Origin of the sequence: Chitinophaga japonensis (assembly GCF_007830125.1) — a bacterium.
In the GTDB taxonomy this organism is placed as follows: Bacteria; Bacteroidota; Bacteroidia; order Chitinophagales; family Chitinophagaceae; genus Chitinophaga; species Chitinophaga japonensis.
The window spans coordinates 211,128-233,596 of sequence record NZ_VLLG01000004.1; the positions used below are offsets into that span (position 1 = coordinate 211,128).

General features: G+C 53.7%; 15 protein-coding genes. 13 read left to right on the forward strand and 2 right to left on the reverse strand.

Annotated elements, in window-relative coordinates; translation table 11 throughout:
* The first annotated feature begins 11 nt into the window (after window positions 1–11).
* From LX66_RS17990 to LX66_RS18015, 6 genes are all read left to right on the forward strand, one after another.
* On the forward strand, window positions 12–2,042 hold the full coding sequence (locus LX66_RS17990; protein ID WP_145716145.1) for a flotillin family protein: 2,031 nt from the start codon (window positions 12–14) through the stop codon (window positions 2,040–2,042).
* A gap of 8 nt (window positions 2,043–2,050) precedes the next feature.
* Entirely contained in the window at window positions 2,051–6,889 is a 4,839-nt protein-coding gene (locus LX66_RS17995) for a DNA repair ATPase (RefSeq protein ID WP_145716146.1), read from the forward strand.
* A gap of 131 nt (window positions 6,890–7,020) precedes the next feature.
* The gene (locus LX66_RS18000) at window positions 7,021–7,344 is read left to right on the forward strand and encodes a Bor/Iss family lipoprotein (RefSeq protein WP_211366362.1); all 324 of its coding nucleotides are present in this window, start codon (window positions 7,021–7,023) and stop codon (window positions 7,342–7,344) included.
* On the forward strand, window positions 7,341–8,840 hold the full coding sequence (locus LX66_RS18005; RefSeq protein ID WP_211366364.1) for an FAD-binding protein: 1,500 nt from the start codon (window positions 7,341–7,343) through the stop codon (window positions 8,838–8,840). Before LX66_RS18000 ends, LX66_RS18005 begins: the two co-directional genes overlap by 4 nt.
* Before the next feature lie 190 nt (window positions 8,841–9,030).
* Window positions 9,031–9,963: an alpha/beta fold hydrolase gene (locus tag LX66_RS18010; RefSeq protein ID WP_145716147.1), complete on the forward strand. Its 933-nt coding sequence runs from the start codon at window positions 9,031–9,033 to the stop codon at window positions 9,961–9,963.
* A gap of 36 nt (window positions 9,964–9,999) precedes the next feature.
* Window positions 10,000–10,992 (forward strand): type I glyceraldehyde-3-phosphate dehydrogenase, encoded by a 993-nt coding sequence (locus tag LX66_RS18015; protein WP_145716148.1) that lies wholly within the window; start codon window positions 10,000–10,002, stop codon window positions 10,990–10,992.
* A gap of 34 nt (window positions 10,993–11,026) precedes the next feature.
* On the opposite strand, the gene ahr is transcribed toward LX66_RS18015, so the two are convergent.
* The gene (gene ahr / locus LX66_RS18020; protein WP_145716149.1) at window positions 11,027–12,055 is read right to left on the reverse strand and encodes an NADPH-dependent aldehyde reductase Ahr; all 1,029 of its coding nucleotides are present in this window, start codon (window positions 12,053–12,055) and stop codon (window positions 11,027–11,029) included.
* A 78-nt stretch (window positions 12,056–12,133) separates the two neighbouring features.
* Window positions 12,134–13,021, reverse strand: coding sequence for a helix-turn-helix domain-containing protein (locus tag LX66_RS18025; RefSeq protein ID WP_145716150.1), 888 nt, complete (start codon window positions 13,019–13,021; stop codon window positions 12,134–12,136).
* A 147-nt stretch (window positions 13,022–13,168) separates the two neighbouring features.
* Between LX66_RS18025 and LX66_RS18030 the strand changes: the two genes are divergently transcribed.
* The 7 genes from LX66_RS18030 (at window position 13,169) to LX66_RS18060 (ending at window position 22,467) form a co-directional block, all read left to right on the forward strand.
* The gene (locus LX66_RS18030) at window positions 13,169–14,116 is read left to right on the forward strand and encodes a hypothetical protein (protein WP_145716151.1); all 948 of its coding nucleotides are present in this window, start codon (window positions 13,169–13,171) and stop codon (window positions 14,114–14,116) included.
* Window positions 14,117–14,295: 179 nt separating this feature from the next.
* Window positions 14,296–15,450 (forward strand): serine hydrolase domain-containing protein, encoded by a 1,155-nt coding sequence (locus tag LX66_RS18035; RefSeq protein ID WP_145716152.1) that lies wholly within the window; start codon window positions 14,296–14,298, stop codon window positions 15,448–15,450.
* Window positions 15,451–15,482: 32 nt separating this feature from the next.
* Complete coding sequence (locus LX66_RS18040) at window positions 15,483–16,934, forward strand: flavin-containing monooxygenase (RefSeq protein WP_145716153.1); 1,452 nt, start codon at window positions 15,483–15,485, stop codon at window positions 16,932–16,934.
* A gap of 39 nt (window positions 16,935–16,973) precedes the next feature.
* Window positions 16,974–18,755 carry a histidine kinase gene (locus LX66_RS18045; protein WP_145716155.1) on the forward strand — a complete coding sequence of 594 codons (1,782 nt, stop codon included), beginning with the start codon at window positions 16,974–16,976 and terminating at the stop codon, window positions 18,753–18,755.
* Between the two features lie 7 nt (window positions 18,756–18,762).
* Complete coding sequence (locus LX66_RS18050) at window positions 18,763–19,521, forward strand: LytR/AlgR family response regulator transcription factor (protein ID WP_145716157.1); 759 nt, start codon at window positions 18,763–18,765, stop codon at window positions 19,519–19,521.
* Window positions 19,522–19,614: 93 nt separating this feature from the next.
* Complete coding sequence (locus LX66_RS18055) at window positions 19,615–21,795, forward strand: GH92 family glycosyl hydrolase (protein ID WP_244620445.1); 2,181 nt, start codon at window positions 19,615–19,617, stop codon at window positions 21,793–21,795.
* Window positions 21,796–22,173: 378 nt separating this feature from the next.
* Complete coding sequence (locus LX66_RS18060; RefSeq protein WP_145716159.1) at window positions 22,174–22,467, forward strand: hypothetical protein; 294 nt, start codon at window positions 22,174–22,176, stop codon at window positions 22,465–22,467.
* The last annotated feature ends 2 nt before the right edge of the window (window positions 22,468–22,469 follow it).

Consider the following 22,469-nt stretch of genomic DNA (forward strand, 5'->3'; position numbering starts at 1 on the left):
AATTCAATATCATGGGAACTTTAGGAGGAATCAGCCTGCTGTTGATCGGGGGCATTGCCTTTCTGCTGTTTATTATCATGTTTGCCTTTGCCAGTTTCTACAAGAAGATACCGCAGGGCAAAGCTATCGTGCGCACCGGTGTGGGCGGCGGTAAAGTAGCATTTAACAGGGGCATGTATGTGATCCCCATCCTGCATAAAATGGAGATCATGGACATCTCCGTGAAAAAACTGCAGATAGAGCGCCTGGAAAATGAGGGATTGATCTGTAAGGATAATATCCGGGCAGATATTAAAGTGGCCTTCTTCGTTCGCGTGAACAAGAATGTGGATGATGTGCTGAACGTAGCGCAGATAATCGGCACGGAAAGGGCTTCCGACGTAGATACCCTGCGAAACCTCTTTGAAGCCAAGTTCTCGGAAGCCCTGAAAACCGTAGGCAAGAAATTTGATTTTATTGAGTTGTATGAAGCCCGCCGGGAATTCCGTACGGAGATACTGAACATTATTGGTACTGACCTGAACGGTTATATCCTTGATGACTGCGCGATCGACTATCTTGAACAAACGGAAATGCAATTCCTGAGCGCACAAAACATCCTCGATTCCCAGGGCATCAAGAAGATCACCGAGCTCACGGCTGAACAGAATATCAAGGCCAATCTCATCAAAAGGGAAGAGGAGAAAGTGATCAAGAAACAGAACGTGGAAGCACGTGAAGCCATTCTTGAACTGGAACGCCAGATGGCCGAGAAAGAGGAAAAACAGAGAAGGGAAATAGATAACATCAGGGCCCGCGAAAACGCCGAGATCGTCAAAGTCCGGGAGGAAGAGCGCCTGAAAGCAGAGACGGTGCGTATCAGAACAGACGAATCCCTGGCCATACAGGAAGAAAACAAGCTCCGCCAGATCATTATCGCGGAAAAGAATAAACTGCGTACCGACGCGGTGGAAACGGAAAGGGTAGAGAAGGACCGTGCCCTGGAAGTTACCGAACGTGAAAAGATCGTGACACTGGCCCAGATTGAGAAGGAGAAAACCCTGGAGCTGGAGCGCAAGAATATCCAGGATGTGATCCGCGATCGCGTGCGCCTCGAGAAAGGGGTGGTGGAAGAGCAACAGGGTGTAAAAGACCTGGAAGCCTTCCGCGCTGTAGAGCGGGAGAAAACCGTAGGCATCACAAAGGCCAGCCAGCAGGCGGAGGAAAAACTGATCTACACCGTAAAGGCGGCGGAAGCAGAAAAAAAGGCCGCGGAAGAAAAAGCCCGGCAACTGATCATTGACGCGGAGGCCAAAAAAGAAGCGGCGGTGAAACAGGCGGAAGCCCGCAAGATACTGGCGGAAGCGCAGGCCAGGGAAGAAGCTACACTGGGCCTGTCAGAAGCGGAAGTAATGATAGCGAAAGCGGATGCTGCGGAAAGACAGGGTATCGTGGACGCTACCGTAATAGAGAAAGTGGCGGAAGCAAAACGCAAGGAAGGGCTCACCGAGGCCGAGGTAACCAAGGAAAAAGCCCTGGCGGAAGCTGCCGGCATCCAGGAAAAAGCGGAAGCCATGAAGAAGCTGGATGCGGTAGGTAAAGAGCACGAGGAGTTCAAGCTCATGCTGAACAAGGATAAGGAGATTGCCCTGGCGCAGATCAATATCCAGAGAGATATTGCAGATGCGCAGGCAGTGGTGCTGGGAGACGCGCTGAAGAACGCGAGGATCGATATTGTGGGCGGAGAAACCATGTTCTTCCAGCATATCGTAAACCAGGTATCCAACGCGCGTGGCTTTGACCGGCTGATCAATGAAAGCGAGCACGCCTCGCATATCAAAACCGCGCTGATCGGCGACGGCAACGGCAATGGCGGAGACCTCATGGAACGTATACGGGCCTTCGCGGAGAAATATAATATTTCATCCAACGACATAAAAAATCTCTCGATCTCATCCCTGCTCCTGAAGATGCAGCAGGATAGCACCGAGGGCGACCGCTCCTCCCTGCTGAACCTGGCCGAGCTGGCCAGCAGCCTGGGCATCGCCAACAAAAAACTGTAAGCATTGAAATGAACACTCCCGACAAACATATACTGGACTCCGGCACCTATGAGATCATCCGCAACCGTTTGAACGAACAACGGCTTGACCTGGAGCAGCGCCTGGCCAGGCTGAACGCTGCCCGGAAAGACATCTTCAATTCCTCCGGTTTTCAGCTCATTGCCAACCAGCGTATCACTACGGAAAACAGCGGCGTGGCCCGCGGGATCATGGCCCTGGGAGATCTGGCCATCTTTGCCTACAATGTTCATTTCGGGCTAAGGGAGGAGATCCGGCTGAGCGATGTTTTCAGCATCTATAAATTCAGCGGCGATCATTTTGAACCGCAACCATTGACGTTGATTGAGGACGAGAATTTTGTGACGGACTTCACCAACCTTTACAAGTATTACCGCGAGTCCATTTTTGCGCGTTTCACCAAAACGGAGAACTACCTCTACATGATCTTCCAGACCGGGAAAAGCCCGGACGACAGGAAGGCCTTTAAATGGTTGATAAAGGGGGACCAGTTGGTGTACATGGACGATCGCAGTGTGCACGAAGTGAGGAAAGCGCCGCAGCATGATTTTGAATGGATCAGGACTGATCTCAGTCACCGCCGCCTCGGTTTGTTCCCGCATGTTTCGATACTGGACAAGGTCTTTATCGAAGCGATGAACGGTGACGTTACTTTCAAGATCGAGAATAACACGGACGTTGGCAAAGGCATTTATTCCGAGCCGGTAATGAATAAAGACCAGCAGTTGGACGATGCGGAGTATTACTATGCCGACCTGGGTAACCTGATCGTGATCAGGATCAAGCCGTACCAGGAAGATTTCAGGGCCTTTATTTTCAATGTGCGTACCAGGCAGGTAATCGCCATTCCTACTTTGCTGGATGCGGCTGTGCTGCTGCCGGACAACCAGGGCCTGATATTTCCCAACGGCTACTACCTGCAGAACGGCGAGCACAAGCTGTTTGAATCGGATATCACGAAGCTGGAATTTGTTCGCGGTGTTGCTTCGCCCAACGGGGAGGATTTCCTGTACGTTTTCTACCAGAAAACAACCAATACTTACCTGCTGATGTCCTACAACATGATCGTTCAGCAGGTGGAAACGCCCATTATCTGTAACGGCTTTGCCCTGTTTGACGATGGGACGCTGATATATTTCCGCTCGGAGGCGGAAGCGGTCAGGCATCACCAGGTGCAGATCTGGCAAACGCCCTACACCGCCATGCTGCAGGAAAATCCTGCCATGAGCAACAATGTGCTCTACAAGATCGGCAATAAGGATATTGTGAGCGCCATGAGTGAATGCCGGGAGGTGATCCAACTCTTGCAGAAGGAAGACAGCTACGAGAACCTCTACGAGGATATTTATAAAAGGACCAATGATATCCTCGACGCCTATTTCTGGATCAGGCAGGAGGATACATTCAACGTCGCCGCGCCTTTGTCGCAGATCCGGGAAACCGCCAATACCGCCGTCGACGAGTTTGCCAAAGTGCAGGCGCAGCGCAAGCACGCCTCGGACGCCTTAAAAGCAATGGAGAAACAGGTAAACCAGTTGGTGGTGGACGTAAAGAATGCCTCCATCACCTCGCTGGATCAGTTGGTAACCCTGCTGGCCGCTACCCGTAGCATGCAGGGCGGTGTGATCGATCTGCTGAATGTGCGGTATATGGATACCCGGGCCGTGAACGCGCTGAAGGAAACCCTGCAGCACTATAACACCTCGCTGTCCCGGGACACGGTCCAATTCCTGCTCAAAGAAGAAGCGCTGGCGCCTTATGAGGCCATGGTGGCGGAACAGCGGCAGGCCGTAGCCGGGGTGACGAAAGTCATCGAGGCGCAGCCCGTGGAGGAAGCGGTGAAAGGCATCGCCGGGGGGCTGGAAATGCTGATCGATATTCTCAACAGCCTCAAGATCGATGATACGACCCAAACCACCCGGATCGTAGAGAAGATATCCCTGATCTTTGCCGCCCTGAACGAGGTAAAGGCAGACCTGGTGCGTACCACCACGGCGCTGCGCTCCAAGGAATCTACCGGGGAGTTCTATGCGCAGCTTACCTTGCTTGACCAGAGCATTGTTAACTTCCTGGACCTTTCCACCTCGCCTGAAAAGTGCGAGGACTATTTTACGAAGATCAGCGTCCAGGTCGAAGAGTTGGAAAGCAGGTTTGCGGATTTTGAAGAATTCGTGCTTAAAATAGCAGACAAGCGGGATGAGGTGATCAAGGCTTTCAATGGCAAAAAGGAACTGCTGATCGCGCAGATCAATAAACGTACCTCCGCACTGGAGCAGATCGGTCTCCGGGTACTGAAGAATATCGAGAACAAGGCGCAGTCCTTCACCGATAAGGAAAGTATTTACGCCTTCTTTTCCGCCGACCTGATGATCGACAAGGTGCGCGACCTGGTAGAGGAGCTGAAGGGGATGGGAGATGTAGCCAAGGCCGAGAACCTTGATAACCTCCTGAAAGTGTCCCGGGAAACAGCGTTGCGCAGCCTTAAGGACAAAGCGGACCTGTTTGCGGACGGGCAGAATGTCATTTCCCTCGGCGCTTATAAATTCGTGGTCAACAAGCAGGTGCTTGACCTCACCATCGTTCGCCGCAACGACCGGCTGTTCTATCACCTGATCGGCACCAGCTTTTACAAGGAGGTAAGCGCAGAATCGCTGTACCGGCACCGCGCCATCTGGGAACAGGAGCTGATCTCCGAGAATAACGCCGTTTATCGCGCGGAATACCTGGCCTACCAGGCGTTTAAGGAAAGCCAGTTGCATGATGCCCACTGGGATCATGCGGCATTCATCAACGACCGTACGGAGCGCGACTACGCAGGCGCCTACCTGAAAGGCGTGCATAATACCGATGCCATCCTCATTTTCCAGGGACTGCGGAAACTGCAGGAGGAGCTCGGCATCCTTCAGTTTGCCCCGGCGGTACGTGTAGCGGCCCAGCTATACTGGTTTACACTGGATGAAGCGGCGCAAACCAGGCTGCAGCAGCTCATTACGGCGGCCTACGCTATCCAGCAGAGCTTCCCGGGAAGCGACCGTGCTACCTTCGTGGAGAAGGAAATAGTAGCGCGTTACCAGGAGGTGGCGGCAGCCTGGGAGGCCGTCAGCGCGGAAGAGGTAGCGCATTACCTGTACCTGGAGCTTTCACGGGCGCGGCATTTTACCTGTAGCGAACAGGCGCTTCACCTTAAGAAGGATTTCCGGGAATACCTGCAGGCGCAGAAACGGGCCGAGCTTTTTATGCAGGAAGCAAATAACGTCGCCTTCAGCACTATGGAGCGTTTTTTTATCATCCGGAGCTGGCTGAAGGCCTTCCTGCAATCACAGCAAGCGGGCAGGGAGGATCAGTACCTCGACGAAGCGGTTTGCCTGCTCCTGTTCAGCGGTCACCATTACCGGGAAAGGGCCGCATCGGACACCCTCCAACTGGAGGGCCTGAAAGGCACCCATGCGGTGATACCGGAAGGAGGGAGGTATACGCTCAGTTATCATGGCTTCATGCAGAAGATGCAGGTATATTTCCAGGCCATCGTGCCGGCATTTGCGGCTTTCAGCCAGGAGAAGGGGCAACTGGTGGCAGCCTACCGGCAGCAGTTGAAAATAAAGGAATTCGAGCCCAGGGTGTTGAGCTCATTCGTGCGCAACCGGCTTATCAGTGAAGTATATTTTCCCCTGATCGGCGCCAATCTCGCCAAGCAGATCGGGGCGGCGGGAGACGATAAGCGTACTGCCCGCATGGGTATGCTATTGCTGGTGTCGCCCCCGGGCTACGGCAAAACAACCCTGATGGAATACCTGGCCAAAACGATGGGGCTGCATTTTGTAAAGATCAACGGTCCCACTATTGGCCACAACATCACGTCCATCGATCCGCTGGAAGCCACCACTTCCGGGGCGCGAGAGGAGCTGAAGAAGATCAACCTCTCGTTTGAAATGGCCGATAACGTGATGTTGTATATTGACGATATCCAGCACTGCAGCCCGGAGTTCCTGCAGAAATTCATTTCCCTGGCCGACGGCCAGCGTAAAATGGATGGCATCTTCGAGGGAGAAAGCAAAACCTATGACCTGCGCGGAAAGCGGTTCTGCGTGGTGATGGCGGGCAATCCCTATACTGAAAGCGGCGAGCAGTTCAAGATACCCGACATGCTGGCCAACCGCGCGGATGTATACAACCTGGGGGATGTAGTGGGCGCGTCGGACCAGCTCTTTAAGCTAAGCATGATCGAAAACTCCGTGGCGGAGAACAGCTATCTCCAGCGGATCGCCAGCCGTAGCTTTGAAGACCTTTACAAGCTGGTCAATTATATAGAGGTGGGCGCAGACCTGCTACCCGAGCTGGAAGGCAATTACAACCAGCAGGAGATAGAGGACGCCATAGCGGTATTGAAGAATGTACTGCTTATACGCGACATCGTGATGCGCGTGAACCAGCAATACATTGCCAGCGCCGCCATGAAAGACGCCTATCGCACGGAGCCCCCGTTCAAATTGCAGGGCTCTTACCGTAACATGAACAAAATGGCCGGGAAGGTGGTGCCCCTCATGAATGCGGAGGAGGTCAGCACGCTGATCCGCTCGCACTACGAAGGAGAGTCCCAGACCCTGACCTCCGACGCGGAAGCGAATTTGCTGAAGCTGAAAGAGATCGCCGGCCTCCTGACGGCAGAAGAGGCGCGGCGCTGGGAACAGATCAGGGAGATCTTCCGGAAGAATAACAAATTCGGCGGACTGGAAGCCAACGATACGTCCGGGCAAATGCTGCTGCAGCTCAGCTCATTTAATGAGCACCTGGAAGCGATTGCAAAAGCGATGGTCCGCAGGAATGCCTGATGCCGGCCACCCGCCCGTTCCCGCCATTTATGAACTATAGCCGGCCACTTACACAGTGACGAAAGGCCGTTAGGGAAGATATATCGTATTTTACGGTGAAATGTTTGTGTTTCATCCCCAAATCTCCCTTTATGAGACATGTATTCCGGGCCCTGGTCTTTGCCGCTTTTATGGTGGCATTCAGCAGTTGCTATACCTACCGGGTGGCCACTCATGCCCAGTCGGGCACAGGTGTTAAAAAAGTGACCGCCCACAGCTATTTCTGGGGCCTGGCGCAACAGAAGGATATTCCCACCCCCAACTGCGATACCCTGGGCATCTATGGCATGTCCGAAGTGCGGGTCAGGAACAACATCGGCTATGCGCTGATCACGATCGTTACCCTGGGCATCTACAGCCCGGTACAACTGGAATACAAATGCGGCAAACCCTGTCCTAAAACCAGTGAGCTATGAGCATGAAGATCTTCAAAACGAATGACACCACCTGGGAGAACCAGCACGAAACATTCACATACAACATCGGGAACCGTTATGAGCTGGGAAATGGCGATGGCAACGCGGTGGACAGCTATAATGCCGCCACCCGGGGCTTCCGGGAACTGATCAGGGAGGCGGTGACCGGGAACGGCCATTTACGCGGGCTGGGAGCGGGGTGGTCATGGACGCCCATTGCCGCCACGCCCGGCATTATCCTGGAAACAAAAGCGCTGAACACGGTCTTTACCATTACTCCTGCCAGTGTAAGCCCGGCCTATACCGGTGTACAGTCACAGCTTTTCCTGGCCCAGTGCGGAACGGGCATCTGGGAGCTGTCGGCCTTTTTAAAGTCGCGCGGCCTCTCCCTGAAAACCTCCGGGGCCAGCAACGGGCAAACCATTGCCGGCGCTATCTCCACCGGCGCACATGGCTCCGCATTTGATGTAGGGGCCGTACAGGATTATGTAACCGGCCTGCACCTCATTGTGGGTGGCAACCGCCACGTATGGCTGGAGCGTGCATCCTACCCCGTAGTGTCGGAACATTTCACAGGGCTGATCCAGGCGGAGCTGGTACGGGACGACACCCTGTTCAATGCCGCGCTGGTAAGCTTTGGCAGCTTTGGTATCATACACGGCGTCATGATCGAAACAGAGCCGCTTTACCTGCTGGAAGCCTATATGCAGCAACGGCCGCTGGATCAGCAACTGCGCGCGATCATGGGATCGCTGGACTTCTCGCAGGCAACGCTTCCCTGCGGTAATGAACTGCCCTACCATTTCCAGGTGCTGATCAATCCCTACGATAAAAAGAAGCCGGCCTATGTGACCACCATGTATAAAAGGCCTTACCGGGATAATTATAAAGCCCCAGTACGCAATTCAAAGGGGATTGGCCCCGGCGATGATGCGCCCTGTTTTATAGGCCGGCTCACGGATGCCGTGCCCGGCCTGGTGCCCACGCTGGTCAATAAGCTGGTGGCAGGGTCGCTTTCCCCGTACGAAAAACAGTTTGGTATCCTGGGAGAGCTATTCAGCAATACCACCCTGCACGGTAAACTTTTAAGCGCCGCTATCGGCGTACCGGTAGAGCAGGTGAATGCGGTCATCGACCTGCTGTTCGCCGTTAACCAGACAAAAGGGCCTTTTGCCGGGCTCTTTGCTTTCCGCTATGTAAAGCAGTCCCGCGCCCTGCTGGCCTTTACCCGCTTTCCCTACACCTGCGTTATAGAACTGGACGCCGCTTTTTCCGCTACTACCTATGCATTTTACAGCGAAGTATGGAAAGAGCTGGACCGGAATAATATTCCTTACACGTTTCACTGGGGCAAGGTAAATGAGCTTACGCCGGCCCGTTTGAAAAAGATGTACGGCGACAGTGTGGTGCAGTGGAAAGCATCCCGGAGCCAATTGATGGACCCGCAGGCGCTGGCCGTTTTCACGAACCCCGTCATACAGCAGTGGGGCTTGTAAGCCCCGGATAAGCTGGTCCAAAAAATTATTTTGTACTAATAAGTACAATATATATCTTTGTACGGGTTTCATCACTCAAAAGAAGAGACTTCCCTGTGTGGGGACTTTTTTTTAACCATTATTGTACTTAATGGTACAGAATAGTAAAAGCCTGTTAACATGATCATTCATCATTTTAAAAAATACAAGTATGAAAAACACGATGACCTCCCCGGAAGGAGCTGCAGTATTGGTCGAGAACCCGGTCCCCGGTATTAACGGCGTTAGCCACCAGACGGTGAAGATAGGTGACCTGGACCTGTTCTACCGGGAAGCCGGGCCGGCAGATGCCCCGGTGATCCTGCTGCTGCATGGCTTTCCTACCTCCTCCCATATGTTCCGGAACCTGATGATCGCTTTGGGGCACAAGTATCGCCTGATCGCACCGGACTATCCCGGTTTCGGGAACAGCTCCATGCCGCCGGCAGAAAGTTTTGAATACAGCTTTGATCACCTCGCGGAAATAGTAGAGCAGTTCATCCAGGTAAAGAAGCTGGAGCAATTCAGCCTTTATGTAATGGATTACGGCGCCCCTGTCGGTTACCGCATCGCCACCCGCCAGCCGTCCCGTGTGCAGGCCCTGCCTATACAGAACGGCAATGCTTATGAGGAAGGCCTGGCCGCTTTCTGGGACCCGATAAAGGCCTACTGGCAAGACCCGCGCAATGCAGCCAACCTGGCCAATATGAGGAACCTGCTGACGCCCGAAGCCACCAAATGGCAATACCTGACCGGTGTAAGGAACGCCGCGGCAATCTCCCCTGACAACTGGATCATTGACCAGGCTGGTCTTGACCGCCCGGGAAATGACAAGGTGCAGTTGGACCTCTTCTATTCATACCGCACCAACCTGCCGCTGTACCCGCAGTGGCAGGAGTACTTCCGTACCTGGCAGCCGCCGGCGCTGATCACCTGGGGAAAAGGTGACGAGATCTTCCCGGTATCCGGCGCTTATCCTTACCAGCGGGACCTGAAGGACTCGGAGCTGCATATCCTCGATACCGGGCATTTTGCGCTGGAAGAAGATGGTACGCTGATTGCGGGACTGATAGACCGCTTTTTATCAAAGCACAGGATCGGGTAGCATCCTCCCTTTTTTCACACATAAAGTTTTTATCCAATGGCAAAAAGAATTGCGATCAACGGTTTCGGCAGGATCGGCAGGGCCAGCCTGAAGGTCATCCTGGATACGCCCGGCCTTGAGCTGGCAGGCGTCAACGATCTGCTGACAATAGACAATGCGGCTTATCTTCTAAAATACGATTCCGTATACGGCCGGTATAATAAGTCCGTGAAAGCGGAAAAGGACCAATTGGTGATCGATGGCAAGCCGGTCCCTTATTACTCCCTGAAATCGCCGGAGCAGCTTCCCTGGAAGGAGCTGGCGGTGGATGTGGTGATCGAGAGCACCGGGACTTTCACGAACCGGGAGGATGCGGAAAAGCATATCCTGGCCGGTGCGCGTTCCGTGATCATTTCCGGCCCCAGCAAAAGCAAGGATGTTCCTACGGTAGTGCATGGTGTGAACACGGAAGATGGCCGCACCAACATATTTTCCTGCGCAAGCTGCACCACCAACAACATCAGCCCGCTGATCGAGATACTGGGCAGGAGGATCGGCATTGAGAAGGCCATCCTGAATACCGTGCACGCCTATACGGCATCGCAAACGCTGGTGGATGCGCCTTCCAAAAGGGAGCCAAGAATGGGCCGCGCGGCGGCCATGAACCTGGCGCCTGCCTCCACCGGCGCGGCCAGGGCCACTACCAAAGCACTGCCCGAATATGAGGGCCGTTTTGACGGCGTGGCTATACGTACGCCCGTGGTAGTAGGGTCCATCTCTGATGTTACCTTCCTGGCCAGCCGGAATACCAGTCCCGAAGAAGTCAACAGCATACTTGCAGAAGAATCGGCAATGGAGCGGTACCGGGAGGTGCTTTCCGTTACTGATGAACCGGTGGTTTCTTCAGACATCATACAAAGCTCCTTTGCAGCGGTGGTGGACCTGGAAATGACCCGCGTGGTGGACGGCAACCTGGTGAAGGTGATGGCATGGTATGACAATGAATGGGGTTTCACCAACCAGATGATCCGCCAGGTGCTGGCCATGTGACCGGGCAGGAGGGAGGCCGGCGACCGGAACCTGCTCAGACGTGCTGCAGTACGACCCGGTATCGGGCCTTCCCTTCCTCCAGCCGTTGCAGCGCCTCGTTGGCCTGCTCCACCGGGAATACTTCCACGGTGGGATAGATGTGATGCCGCACGCAAAAATCCAGCATGGTCCTGGTAAGTGCAGGGCCTGCGGAGGGACTGCCCCCAATGGATCTTTCACCATTGATCAGGCTGAAGGAGGGGATGCTCATCGGCTCCGGCACTACGCCCACCGTGTGAAGCTCTCCTTTCGGCGCAAGGCAGTGCAGGTAAGTATTCCAGTCCAGTGATACATTCACGGTGCTTAAAATGAAATGCAGCGTCCCCTGCAGTTGCTGCAGGGCCCCTGCATCGGTGGAGTCCACGACCCTGGTGGCGCCCATCTGCATGATCTCGTCGTACTTCGAAGGGTTGGAGCTGAAAGCCACCACCTCGCAGCCCCAGTGCTTTAAGAATTTAATCGCCAGGTGCCCCAGCCCGCCGATGCCGATCACCCCCACTTTGTCAGTGGGCCTGACACCCGCGGAGACCAGGGGCGTAAAAACGGTAATGCCGGCGCAGAGCAGCGGACCGGCTTTGGCCATGTCAATACCGCCGGGCAGGGGGATGGCCCAGGACCAGTGGCTGCGCACCACATCCGCAAAGCCCCCATGGCGGCCCACGATCGTTTGCTCCGCATCGGGACAGAAATGATGGTTGCCTTCCATGCAGTGGCGGCAGTGCATACACGACCCGGTGAACCAGCCTACGCCTACCTTGTCTCCAACCTGTATGCCCTTTACGTCGCTGCCGCAGCGGATCACTTCGCCCACTATTTCATGGCCGGGCACAAAGGGGTATTGCGTCATACCCCAGTCGTTATGCAGCATGCTCAGGTCAGAGTGGCAAACCCCGCAATAGGCTACCTTAATATCCACTTCCTCCTTGCCGATGGCCGGCAATGTATAGCTGAATTTTTCCAGTTTGCCTTTGGGCGCTTTTGCAGCCAGGGCGCTTACCGTAATACCTGTTTTGATCGCTTCCATTTTGAATGTGTTGAGCACACAAAATTACCCGGCCGGCCATCGCCGGGGGTAATACAATCAAAGTAAAAAGTATAAAGATCAAAGCGGCCTGCCCCGGAAGCGCCTGGGCGGATGGCCCGTTCCCTTTTTAAAGAAGTTGTAGAAGTAATTGGGGTACGCAAAGCCCAGGCTGTGGGCAATAGTGGCCACCGGCCAGTCCGTATGCTTCAGCAGCGCCTTTGCCTCTGCCAGTACCCGGCCGGAGATGTGCGCGGAGGTCGGCTGCCCGGTCACTTCCCGCACGGCATGGTTCAGGTGATTCACATGAACGGAGAGCGCCCGGGCATAGTCCCCGGCGGTTCTCAGCTTTAAGGAGCGGTCGGGCGTATCGATCGGGAATTGTCTTTCGAGCAGCTCCAGGAAAAGCGAGGCGATGCGTTCCGCGGCATTACCCTGCTTCACGGCGCCGGGGCCCGGCTCCATCTTCAGTGCCTCATGGATCAGCAGGTGCAGGTAGTTCCGTAAAAGATCATATTTATACAAATAGTCTGACCCTATTGTGGCCAGCATTTTACTGAAAATGTCCCGGATATAGGGTAATTGCGCATTATCCAGGAAGTATACCGGGTTGCTGCCGGTTTTGAAGAGCGGGGAGTTTTGCAGGCTTTCATCCCGGTCCGCGCTGTGCAGGAACACCTTTTTAAACAGGCAGAAAAAACCGGGCTGCTCCGCCGAGACCGGCTCCCAGGCAAAAGGGGTGAGCGGTGTGAAGAACACCAGCGCAGGCCGGTTGATCACTATTTCCTGGTGGTGCCAGCTCAGCCGGCTGCTGCCTTCCAGCAGGGATACCTTGTAGAAGTCGCGCCGGTTGTAGATGTGCGGCTCCGTGCATTGGCCGTCATTGGCAAATATGTTGAACAGGCTGCTCTCTTCATGGGTCAGCCCCTTCCTGTCGTAGAACGTTTCAACCGTCTCTGGCCTTTTCATGTCCCAAAGCTAAGAAAATCAACGGGGCTAAACCTTTCATCCCGCCCGGCTGTTATTTATCTTGCCGCTGATCTATGGCTATTACACCACCTCAAAAACCGTTTACATTTTTTTATTCCTATTCATTCACCCCTCAAATCTCACATTATGAAAAGGATCGTATTAATCGGCAACAAATCCTGGGAAGTAGAGCCCATTTTAAACGCCCTGCTGAACAGCAGGATCCGTCCCGCCGCGCTTCCGGACCCCGCCCTTTTGAACTATCCCTGGACCTTTGCGCCCGGTACGGCGCAGCCCCGTGCCGTATGGGATTCCTTCCAGCAGGTGACCATAGAGCTCTGGTGCATACAGGACATCATGGACAGCAAATGGAATGCTTCCAGCTCCCAGGGCAAACATGAATGCCTGCCCAAGATACTCCGCTACCGGCCGGAAGCACCGGACCTGGTGGTAGCGCTCGGCACCGCCGCGCTGGGGCTGAACGGCGGCAACAACAACGGCTGCATCGTCATGGGCAGCAACATCTTCATCCACAATTTCCATCCCAACGGGGAAAACCCGGAAAGCCAGTGGGATGATCCGGCCCATTTTGAAAAAGTGCTTTCCTCCGGCATCCCGGCGGACTTCTTTAACCTGGTGGACCCTGCTACGGTTAAATTAATAGAAGCCCGCTTGCTGAAACCCTACCTGAACCCCTCCGCCAACATTGAAATGATGTCCGGTAAAGATTATATCGGCGTCAGCGTGGTGAACATCACCAATTACGCCGATTACCAGACCTCCGACCAGGCAGGGCTGCAGGCGTTGGCCGGCACTGGTAACAAGCTGCCGGTAGGCTCCGTGGAAACCACGCATGGCGTGGTGCGCCTGCTATGCGATGCCCCCTTCCTCTTTATCTCCGGCATTACCGACCGGGTAGGGCATTTTGACGAGGATGTGGACGGGCAGGATGCCAAAGGCAACGTGAAAACAGAAGCGCAGAATTTTACGGCCGCCTTTAATATCGGTGTTGGCCTGGGCCACCTGATCCCCAAAATGGCATCCTTCATTACTGCGCAGCATGTCCGGCCCACGCGGCTGACCGCAGATGTATGATCAGCATGTATACCATGTAATAGGCCGGGACCAGCATCCCGGCCTTTTTTTATTTACCCCGGATCAATTCAAAACCGGTAACCGTTAAGTGGCAGGCCACTCCCGTAAAGTGGTGGCAAAACAACGCTGTTCCGCCACCTACTTTTGGCCAATCATTAACAACTAAAAGATTTGAAAACATGAAAACACCTACAAAATCAATGCTGTGCGCCGGGCTTGTAATAGCCGCCGGCTTAGGTATCAGCTCCTGCAAAAAGGATCTGCCTATCAAGTCAAACGACAAGGTTTTTAAGGTTGCGCTGTTTAAGCAGGGTCTCCAGGAACAACTGGCCGGGGCCAGGGGGTACCAGTTTATTATCAACCAGGATGGCAGATGGGTGGACAGCGCCGTTTACGGCATCGGCGGCTTTGACAGGGCCGGTAATACCTTCCCGGCTATGGTGGAGTCGGAGGTAAACATCGCCAGTGTCACCAAAACCTTTACGGCCGTGGCCGCGCTTAAATTACTGGCACAGAACGGGCTGACCATCGAGGACCAGATCGCGGACTGGCTGCCGGAAAAATGGTCCAAGAACAGCGCCATCACTACCCTCAAATTCCGGGAATTGCTGACGCATAGTTCAGGTATTTATGAAGGGGGAACCAGTTGGAGCAGCCTGAAAAACGTAGTGGGAGGTCCGCTGGACGGCCCGAAAATCGACACTTATGCCAATGCCAACCTGGCCCTGTTCCGGGCTATGATCCCCAAACTGGCGGACAAAAATACGTTCAGCATAAAGGAAAATGAGCTTTCTGCAGATGCCTTTGACCAGTGGATGCAGGATGAGTATGTAAAGCGAATGAACTCCCTGGTATTTAATCCTGCAGGCACCAGCGCGGTGTGTGTGCCTGACCCGAAGAAAACGACCAATATGCTCATGAATGAAGCGCCCGAATCGCTGGCCGGGTACACGGAAGGCGACTGGACACCGTTTAGCGGTGGCGGCGGCTTCTTTATGTCTACGGTGCAAATGGCCAGGATGATGGCCTACCTGGTGCACTCCGACGCGGTGATCGATGATGCGACCAGGGCGATCATGGATACCCAGCGGCCCGGCAAATACCGCATAGGCTGGAACAGGATATTCGCGGTTACCGGCGGTACGGCGCTGGCCCACGGTGGCGGTCTTACCAGGCCCGCAAATGGCATGGACGTCAGCCTGCAAACCATGATCGTGAAATTGCCGAATAAAGTGGAGCTGGCGCTTTCCATCAATTCCATGCCCAAAGGCGTGCCGAGACCGATCAATACAATTGTCCAGACAGCTTACAATAACGCCTGGGTAACCGAGTAATATAAACACCCCTGCTTTTAAACAACGTAACTATGAAACATATAGGCATAATAGGGGCCGGGATAAGCGGCCTCGTTACAGCAAAAACATTTTTACAGAAAGGCTACCGGGTAACGGTGCTGGAGAAATCGGACCAGGTAGGCGGGGTATGGGACAGAAAGCGTTCCTACGCGGGCGTTACCACGCAGACCACCCGGGATGAATATGCGTTCTCTGATTTTCCGATGCCGGCCAGCTACCCGCTTTGGCCTACGGGCGCACAGGTACAGGAATACCTGGAAAACTACGCCCAACATTTTGGGATCATGCCTCACATCCGTTTTAATGTGAATGTTGAAAACCTGTACTTCGACGGTTATGCCTGGCTGGTAAAGCTTAATGGCCGCGAGACCCTTTCCTTTTCCTATGTAGTTGTTTGTACCGGCACCTTCCACGAGCCCCATATCCCGGAAATACCGGGGATGGGCTCGTACAGGGAGGCTGGCGGCATCGTGCTGCATTCCTCTGCGGTTACCGATGCCAATCAACTGGCCGGCAGGGACGTGGCCGTGGTAGGCTTTGCCAAATCAGCCACGGATATTGCCACCCTGGCTGCGGGAGTAGGTAAAAGCTGCACATTGATCTACCGGCAGGCGCACTGGAAAGTACCGCGCTATTTTGGCAACAAGGTGAACATGAAATACCTCCTGTTCTCCCGCTTTTCCGAAGCATTTTTTAATGCCCGCAGGAAAACCGTTTTCCAGCTCCTGTTACATACCGTCGGCAAACCCCTGGTATGGATGCAATGGCGGGCGCTGGAGCTGCTGCTGAAAAAACAATTCCGGCTCCGGGAATGCGGCATGGTGCCTTCCCACCGGATCGAGGACCAGATCAGTTGCAGCCTGGGCGTGGAGCCGGTGGGCTTCTATAAAAAAGTAGCAGCTAAAGAGATCAGGGCCGTTTGTACCGAGATCGAGTGTTTTGAAGGGAAGCAGGTCCGGTTGAAAAACGGCCAGACCATCAGTCCCGACCTGGTGGTGTTTGGAACGGGTTTCCGGCAGCGCCTGCCCTTTCTCAGCCTGCAGTACCAGGAGCTGCTCACCAATGCGAAAGGCATTTACCGGCTTTACAGGAACATCCTGCATCCTGACCTGCCGCAAATGGGCTTTGTGGGGTTTAATTCAAGCCTGTTCACCACCCTTACCTCGGAAATAGCGGCAAACTGGCTGGCGGCCACCGTTACCGGTGACCTGATCCTCCCGCCGGCGGAAGAAATGTACCGGGAGATACAAAGCATGGAGCGGTGGCGTTGCCATGAGCGGCCCATCGCCTCGGAGTTCAGCGGGCTTTGCGTGGCCCCCTTTAATTTCCAGCACCTGGATGAGCTCATGAAAGATATGGGTCTTCGCACCAGGGCGTCCTGGAATATTATATATGAGTTCTTTAAACCCATCAATCCAGCCGATTACAAAAAGATGCTTTCCGGGAAGCCGGCAATATTTTAAATACCTTTTTTACTACCTTAGTCAGCAGATAAATCCCAGATGGTCCGTTTCAAGCAATACTTTTTTCTTTTTACCCTTCTTTTAAGCATTGGCGCCCTGGAAGTTGCAGCACAGCAGGCAGATAGCTGGGAACAGGTGCAGCAAAATAAACGGGGAACAGTTACTGCGCTCTGGTACGATATAGACCCTTTCATTTTCAAGGATAAGAACGGGGCGCTGCAGGGAGTGGAATATGAATTAATGCACGCCTTTACCCGCTGGCTGAAGGAAAAATACGGGTATGAGGTGGCCATAAGCTGGAAGAATGCAAGCAGCTTTGAAAACATATACGAACAGGTAAAACAGGCCAAAGCAAGCGGGTTGTTCGGGTGGTCGTTTTTCTCTATCACCCCTGAACGGCAGGCGGAAGTACGTTTTACGCCCCCGTATATGCCGGATATGAACGTGCTGGTCACCAACGACGCATTGCCATTGTATAATAACAAGGACGCCTTTGCAGACACGCTTTCCTCTTTACAGGGCTATACGATGCGGCATACTGCCATGGAAGCCGACATCGATGCCCTCATACGCGGCCGGCAGGTGCCGGTATCAAGGGAATATGATGATTATGAGATATTGAGAAAGATCTCGGAGAACCCAAACGGTTTCGGGTATGTGCCGCTTACCGTATACGTGGTGAGCCTGCAAAAGGGCATTAAGGTAAAAAGGCAGCACCTGTTTGCTACGGAGCGGGAAGGCCTGGCGGGCATATTTCCTAAGAACAGCGACTGGCAGCCGGTGGTGAACCAGTACTTTCAAAGCTTTGAGTGCAAGCGCGTTGTGGCGAAGCTGCTGTCAAAATACCTGGGTTCGGAGACCGGTGAAATTATCATGGAAGGCGTTGGCACCAGCCCGGATGAGCAGCGCTCGGCAGAACTGGAGCTGCTTGCCAAGGAACGCGAGATCATATCCCAGCGGCTGGTGGATACCCTGCTGGCAGCCGAGCACGACAAAATGCTGCGCAATATCAGCATACTGGCCGTTATCGTTGTGGTGGTCATTACTGTCCTGGTCTATAACCGTTACCGGATAAAAACCAGGCTAAGCGACCTGCTGATACAAAAGAATACGCTGATCAGGAAGCAAAACAGGGATATTGAGCGGATCAACCGGAAATTGCACATGCGGGTGCTGCAGGCGCAGGTGAACCCGCATTTTGTGTTCAATTCGCTGAATGACCTGCAATACTTCATTAACAAAGGTGATAAGGAGGCTTCGCTCGCCTACGTATCCCGTTTTTCCCGTTTCATACGCGAGCTGCTGTCGCAGGCCAACGACCCGGAAATAACCCTGGCGCAGGAGGAGCAATTCATGAAGCTTTACCTGGAGCTGGAGAAAATAAGATTTACAGGAAGGTTTGATTACGTTCTGGAAACAGCCCCGGACCTCCCAGCCGGCTTGTCCGGTCTGCCGCCGCTTATTTTATACCACTATGTAGAAAATGCGCTGTACCACGGCATTCTGAACAGTGAGGGCAAGGGGGAGATCAGGATATTTTTTCAATATCAAAGTCCTTACCTGGTCTGCACGATTACAGACAACGGGTGCGGCCGGGAAAAAACCAAAGCCTTGTATGACAAACGCGGCCAGAACGATACCACTCCTTACAGCAAGCTGCTGCAGGAGCGTATAGATATGCTGAACGATGAAGTATCGGACAGGATAGCCGTGCATGTAGAAGACCTGGTAACGCCTGATGGAAAACGGGCCGGCACCCGTGTTACGATACGTATACTGGTCAGCTCCCGCAAACAAAACCCTGTTGTACTGGACTATTAAAACCGCTATGCATAAAGCAATTATTGTAGAAGACGAGCCCCGCAGCAGGGAACTGCTGTGCAGCCTTGTTCAGGCCCATTGCCCGGATATCGAGATTGTGGCCCAGGCCGGGAATGTTGAAGATGCAGTCATGGAGATCAATGCGCACCAGCCCGACCTCCTGTTCCTGGATATAGAGCTGCAAACCGGGACAGGGTTTGATGTGCTCCGGCAAGTGGAAGACCTGAGCCCCGCCGTCATATTCACCACCGCGTATGACCATTACGCCATCCGGGCCATCAAGTTCAGCGCAGCCGATTATTTGCTCAAGCCCATTGATGTGACGGAATTGAAAGAAGCGGTGACAAAAGTGGTGAGCAGGGAGAAGGCCACCCAGCAACACCTGATGGCTTCATTGATGGAGAACCTGAAGCAACTGCAAAACAACCAGCATAACCCCACGCTTACCTTATCGCTTGCCAACGAGCTTGAATTTGTCCCCTTGCAGGAAATTATCAGGATCGAGGCGGCAGGCGCCTATTCAAAATTCTGCCTGGTGGACGGTCGTAATATCATGGTGAGCAAAAACCTCAAGGAATACGAGCTGCTGCTGGCCGGCCACAGCTTTATGCGCGTGCACAATTCACATATCATCAATCTCAACAAGATAAAGCGAATGCTGAAGACAGACGGAGGCTACGCTGTTATGAGCGATGATTTCCCGGTGATCATTTCGCCCAAAAAGAAGGATGAGTTTGTACGTGTTATGAGTAACCGGCACCTGTAATTTGCCACTCCTCACTACCAGCTTGCAAAAGCGCCCTTTTTTATTTTAATTTATCCCCGCACAATCGGAATCCTAAAAAACGAACGAACCACGATGAACTACTGCATGGTATTGATGGCGGGGGTAGCGCTGGCCGCAGGGGCGGCATCCTGTAAAACTGCTACTGTAAATAACAGCCAGGCCGCTTCCGGCTATACGAAGTATGTAAATCCATTTATCGGCACTGCACCGCTGACAGATCCTAAGGTGATCGGTTATACGCCCCCGGAAAACTGGCGGGTATGGGCCGGGCTCACTTATCCCGGCAGCTCGCTGCCCAACGCCATGGTGCAATTAAGTCCCATCACCGAATATCACTCCGGCGCCGGGTATGAATACGAGGATACCGTTATTTACGGCTTTACCCATACCAACAAAGGGCACTGGAACCTTTGCTACATTCCCGTACTGCCCGTGTCCAACACCGGCAGCGCCGCAAAGGATTTCGGCGCGCGCTTTACGCACGAGCGGGAGGCCGCTTCGCCCGCCTTCTACCAGGTATTCCTGGAGGATTACAAGGTGGACGTGCGCCTTACCTCTACATTAAGATGCGGTTACCACCAGTACCGCTACGAGGACGGGCAGGACCGGCGCATCCTCTTTGACCTCGCAAAGTCCAATGAAAGGGTGCGGGAATGGCAGATCACGCAGGTGGGCGATTCCGCCGTGCAGGGCTACCAGCAGTTCGGGAGGAGCCACGTTTATTTTTACGCAACGCTGAACAAACGCATTGAAAACCTGGAGCAGCAGGCGGAGGGCAGCCGGGAAGGCTATGCCATGCTGCATGTCAGCGGCCGGGATACCGGCGCCGTGGAGCTGAAGATCGGTTTATCCTTTGTAAGCGCTGCCAATGCGCAACAGAACCTGGCGCAGGAGATCGGCAATAAATCGTTTGAGGAAGTGCTGCAGGAAGGCGTGAGCACCTGGGAGGCGTTGCTGTCAAAGGTCCGTGTAAAGGGCGGTACCGAAAAACAAAAGCAATTATTCTACTCTTCCCTGTACCGGGCTTTCCTCTGGCCGGCCCTGCGCAGCGATGTCAATGGCGAGTATACGGATGCGGACGGGAAAACCGTGAAGGCGGACTTCAACTATTACACCGTGCCTTCCCTGTGGGACACTTACCGCAACAAGCTGGTGCTGCTGGATATCGTATCTCCCAAAGTAGCGGAAGATGTGATCCGCTCCCTGGTGGACATCGGGGAGAAGCGGGGCTTCATCCCTACCTTTTTCCACGGCGATCATGCGGCGTCCTTTATTACCGGCGCCTACCTGCGGGGCATCAGGGGATTTGACGTGCAGCGCGCCTACCAGCTATTGCTGAAGAATGCAAATGAAGCCGGCGGCACCCGTCCGCACATAGAAGAATACATCGCGAAAGGTTATATCTCCGACCCCGATGTGGCCAACCCGCATGTAGAGACCAAGGCGAAGGCCGGCGTGTCTAAAACGCTGGAATACGCTTATGACGACTATTCGCTGGCGCAACTGGCCCGGCAACTGGGCGACAGCGCGCAGTACCGCACGCTGATGGAGCGGTCAGGGAATTATAAAAATGTATTTGATCCCTCCACCCGCTTTATGCGCGGCCGCCTGGAAAACGGCGACTGGATCAAAAATTTCAACCCGCAGTATCCCTACTACGAATACATGTACCGGGAAGCGAACGCCTGGCAGGTATCCTTTTTTGCCCCGCATGACATGAACGGCCTGGTGGCCCTGTATGGCGGTAAGGAAAGCTTTGAGGCGAAACTGGACTCGCTTTTTTCCGTGCCCTGGAACCCGCAGTACATTGCCCGGAATGTATCCAGCTTTATCGGGCAGTACTGCCACGGCAACCAGCCGGACCATGAGGCGCCGTTCGCATATTATTTTACCGGCAAGCCGGAAAAATCGCAGCGGATCATTGACCATATTTTAGACAGCCTGTACGGCATAGGCCCCGAAGGGCTGGCCCTCTGCGGCATGGACGATGCCGGCGAAATGTCGTCCTGGTATGTGTTCAGCGCATCCGGGCTGTATCCTTTCTCCGCTACGGACCCGGCATACCTTGTTACCGTGCCTGTTTTTGATGAGGTGCAATGGCACCTGGACAACGGGAACGTGCTCACGCTGAAAAAGCCTGCAGCCGGCCGGCACCTGGACGCGATACAGGTAGACGGGAAGGGCCATGAGGGGTATTTTGTGCCGCATGAGCTGTTCAGGAATGGCGGCAGTATAACCATTGTTACAAAATAACCGGCCGCTTGTTCCTGCAGCATTTTATCCTTTTTTTCAGTATATTTGTTTAGATGAGGGGAAATACCGATCATAAGGTAAAAAGCGTTGTTGTTGAGCACACTATACTCGACATGAGTGACTGCTATACCTGGTCGTTTCCCGAGTTTGTACCCTTCTGCGCACAACTTTATTACTTCTCCAACTTTAAGGACTTTAACACTTTTGCCCAAGCCTGACTGGCCGCGGGCTTGGGGACAATTTGCTGCTTACTTATCGATTAAGTAAAAGTGCTTGCTATGCGCTGCGTGCTGCAGACTTTTCCGGGCAGGCAGTATTACGTTATTGCTGTTCGCTGCACAGGTGCTGCAGGTATAACAACAGCCTAAACTTTGAAAAATGAAAAGAGGTCCAGAACAGGCCTCGCTCAATAGAATGGTGATAGTAATATTGATATTACTGAATGGCATCATTATGCGAGCGGCCTTTACCGGTAATAGCAGCACCTATTGGTGGCTGCTGCTTTCACTGCCCTTACTGTTCCTGGCCATGCGGGATACAGGCCGGAAGAAACGGGTGGGGCAGGGGAGGGCCGCGCGTAATGCCAATAGAAAAAACACCTCATCAACGATCATTTCTAAAATAAGCAACTATGCAAACCAGGGAAGAACAGGTGATACTGACCAGGAATGACT

Excerpts from the sequence above, each read along its gene's own strand:
- LX66_RS17990 (WP_145716145.1), top strand. The coding sequence starts at position 12 with ATGGGAACTTTAGGAGGAATCAGCCTGCTGTTGATCGGGGGCATTGCC.
- LX66_RS17995 (WP_145716146.1), top strand. The coding sequence starts at position 2,051 with ATGAACACTCCCGACAAACATATACTGGACTCCGGCACCTATGAGATC.
- LX66_RS18000 (WP_211366362.1), top strand. The coding sequence starts at position 7,021 with ATGAGACATGTATTCCGGGCCCTGGTCTTTGCCGCTTTTATGGTGGCA.
- LX66_RS18005 (WP_211366364.1), top strand. The coding sequence starts at position 7,341 with ATGAGCATGAAGATCTTCAAAACGAATGACACCACCTGGGAGAACCAG.
- LX66_RS18010 (WP_145716147.1), top strand. The coding sequence starts at position 9,031 with ATGAAAAACACGATGACCTCCCCGGAAGGAGCTGCAGTATTGGTCGAG.
- LX66_RS18015 (WP_145716148.1), top strand. The coding sequence starts at position 10,000 with ATGGCAAAAAGAATTGCGATCAACGGTTTCGGCAGGATCGGCAGGGCC.
- ahr (WP_145716149.1), bottom strand. The coding sequence starts at position 12,055 with ATGGAAGCGATCAAAACAGGTATTACGGTAAGCGCCCTGGCTGCAAAA.
- LX66_RS18025 (WP_145716150.1), bottom strand. The coding sequence starts at position 13,021 with ATGAAAAGGCCAGAGACGGTTGAAACGTTCTACGACAGGAAGGGGCTG.
- LX66_RS18030 (WP_145716151.1), top strand. The coding sequence starts at position 13,169 with ATGAAAAGGATCGTATTAATCGGCAACAAATCCTGGGAAGTAGAGCCC.
- LX66_RS18035 (WP_145716152.1), top strand. The coding sequence starts at position 14,296 with ATGAAAACACCTACAAAATCAATGCTGTGCGCCGGGCTTGTAATAGCC.
- LX66_RS18040 (WP_145716153.1), top strand. The coding sequence starts at position 15,483 with ATGAAACATATAGGCATAATAGGGGCCGGGATAAGCGGCCTCGTTACA.
- LX66_RS18045 (WP_145716155.1), top strand. The coding sequence starts at position 16,974 with ATGGTCCGTTTCAAGCAATACTTTTTTCTTTTTACCCTTCTTTTAAGC.
- LX66_RS18050 (WP_145716157.1), top strand. The coding sequence starts at position 18,763 with ATGCATAAAGCAATTATTGTAGAAGACGAGCCCCGCAGCAGGGAACTG.
- LX66_RS18055 (WP_244620445.1), top strand. The coding sequence starts at position 19,615 with ATGAACTACTGCATGGTATTGATGGCGGGGGTAGCGCTGGCCGCAGGG.
- LX66_RS18060 (WP_145716159.1), top strand. The coding sequence starts at position 22,174 with ATGAAAAGAGGTCCAGAACAGGCCTCGCTCAATAGAATGGTGATAGTA.